This window comes from Actinomadura meyerae, assembly GCF_900188445.1.
Lineage (GTDB): Bacteria > Actinomycetota > Actinomycetes > Streptosporangiales > Streptosporangiaceae > Spirillospora > Spirillospora meyerae.
The window spans coordinates 1-2648 of the sequence record NZ_FZOR01000100.1 but is presented as its reverse complement, the minus strand read 5'-3'; the positions used below and the strand labels follow the sequence as shown (position 1 = coordinate 2648).

Annotated in this window: 2 protein-coding genes; both read left to right on the top strand. The window is 76.8% G+C overall.

The window, feature by feature from the left end; genetic code table 11:
- The coding region (locus tag CHF16_RS39040) for an acyl carrier protein (protein WP_143228391.1) at window positions 1-881 on the top strand (881 nt) is incomplete at its 5' end.
- A 1-nt stretch (window position 882) separates the two neighbouring features.
- Window positions 883-2648: type I polyketide synthase (locus CHF16_RS39035; protein ID WP_143228389.1), on the top strand; the 1766-nt coding region annotated here is incomplete at its 3' end.

Here is a 2648-nt window from a genome sequence, read left to right as displayed (position 1 = left end):
GCAACTACGCCGCCGCCAACGCCTACCTCGACGCACTCGCCCAACACCGCGCCTCACTCGGACTCCCCGCACTGTCGCTGGCGTGGGGCCTGTGGACGGAGTCGAGCGGCATGACAGGGCACCTCACCGACGCCGACCGGCGGCGCCTGGCCGGGGCCGGCTTCGCACCGCTCGACACCGATCGCGCCCTCGCCCTCCTCGACGCCGCGTTCGCGCGCGACGAGCCCGTGCTGCTGCCGCTGCCGGTGGACGGGAAGGCGCTGCGGGCGGCGGGCGCGGACGTGCCGCCGCTGCTGCGGGACCTCGCCGGACCGGCCGCGCGCCGGGTCGCGGCGGCCGCCGCCCGGCGGGGGCTGCGCGAGCGGCTCGCGGCGACGCCGCACGAGCAGCGGCTCCCGCTGCTGGTCGAGGTGGTCCGCGCGGAGGCCGCCGCCGTCCTGGGCTACCCGGATCCGGCGGCGCTCGACGAGCGGAGGGCGTTCAAGGAGCTGGGGTTCGACTCGCTCACCGCGGTCGAGTTCCGCAACCGGCTCAACGCCGCGACCGGGCTGCGGCTCCCGGCGACGGTCGTGTTCGACGACCCGACCCCGGCGGCGCTGGCGGCGCGGCTGCGCGCCGAGCTGGCCCCGCCGGACGCGGCGGCCGGGCCGTCGGTGCTGGCGGAGCTGGACCGGCTCGACGCCGCGCTGTCCGGGCTCGCCTGGGACCCCGGCGAGCGCGCCGCGATCGGCCCGCGGCTGCGCGCCTTCCTGTGGAAGTGGCACCAGGCCGGCGCGCCGGAGACGGCGCGCGATCGCGCGGACGACGGGCCCGGCGACCTCGCCTCGGCCTCCGACGACGAGCTGTTCGACGCCCTGGAGAACGAACTTGGGATCTCGTGACATGAGCAACGAGGAGAAGCTGCGCGACTACCTCAGGCGGGCCACCGCCGATCTGCGGCTGGCCCGCCGCCGGGTGCACGACCTGGAGGCCAGGGACGCCGAGCCGGTCGCGATCGTCGGCATGAGCTGCCGCTTCCCGGGCGGCGCGGACTCCCCCGAGCGGCTGTGGCGGCTGCTGGCCGAGGGCGGCGACGGGATCGTCGAGGTCCCGCGGGAGCGCGGCTGGGACATCGACGCGCTCTTCGACGCCGACCCCGACCGCGCCGGGACGACCTACACCCGGCACGGCGGCTTCCTGCCCGGCGCCGACCACTTCGACGCCGCCCTGTTCGGGATCAGCCCGCGCGAGGCCGCCGCGATGGACCCGCAGCAGCGCGTCCTGCTGGAGGCAGCCTGGGAGGTGTTCGAGCGCGCCGGGCTCGACCCCCGGTCGGTGGCGGGCAGCCGCACCGGCGCGTTCGTCGGTGTGATCGCGCAGGAGTACGCGCCGCGCGGCCGGGAGGTGCCCGCCGAGTTCGAGGGCCACCTGCTGACGGGGAACACCACGAGCGTCGCGTCCGGGCGGCTCGCCTACACCTTCGGGCTGGCCGGGCCGGCGATCACGATCGACACGGCGTGCTCGTCGTCGCTGGTCGCGCTGCACCTGGCGGTGCAGGCGGTCCGGCGGGGCGAGTGCGACCTGGCACTGGCGGGCGGCGCGACGGTGATGGCCTCGCCGGGCCTGCTGGTGGAGTTCAGCCGCCAGCGCGGGCTGTCGCCGGACGGGCGCTGCCGGTCCTTCGCGGCCGGGGCGAACGGTACGGGCTTCGGCGAGGGCGTCGGGATGCTGCTGGTGGAGAGGCTGTCGGACGCGCGGCGCAACGGGCATCCGGTGCTCGCCGTCGTCCGGGGCACGGCCGTCAACCAGGACGGCGCGAGCAATGGACTGACCGCGCCGTCCGCGCCCGCGCAGCAGCGGGTCATCGAGGACGCCCTGGCCGCCGCCCGGCTCACGCCGGACGACATCGACGCGGTCGAGGCGCACGGCACCGGCACGCGGCTCGGCGATCCGATCGAGGCGCAGGCGCTGCTGGCGGCCTACGGGCAGGGGCGGGACCGTCCGCTGTGGCTGGGTTCGGTGAAGTCGAACCTGGGGCACACCCAGGCCGCGGCCGGAGCCGCCGGGGTCATCAAGATGGTGCTGGCCATGCGCCACGGCCTGCTGCCCGAAACGCTGCACGTCGACGAACCCACCCCGCACGTCGACTGGGAGACCGGGGCCGTCCGGCTGCTGACCGAGCCGACCGCCTGGGAGGAGCACGGGCGTCCGCGTCGCGCGGGCGTCTCGTCGTTCGGCGTCAGCGGCACCAACGCCCACGTGATCCTGGAGGAGGCCCCCGCCGAGGACGGCGACGTCCCTGAGACCGAGGCCGACCCGGGGCCGGTGCCGTGGGTGCTGTCGGCGAACGACGACGGCGCGCTGCGGGAGCAGGCCGCGCGGCTGCGCGCCCACCTCGCGGAGCGGCCCGGCACCGCCCCGGCGGACGTCGCGTACTCGCTCACCGCCACGCGCACGCTGTTCGACCGGCGCGGCGTCGTCGTCGCCGCCGACCTGGAGGACGGGCTGGCGGGGCTGACGGCGCTGGCCGAGGGCACGTCCCGTCCGGGCATCGCGACCGGTGAGGCGGTGTCAGGTCGTACGGCGTTCGTGTTCTCCGGCCAGGGCAGCCAACGCCCCGGCATGGGCCGCGACCTCTACACCGCCTTCCCCGCCTTCGCCGCCGCCCT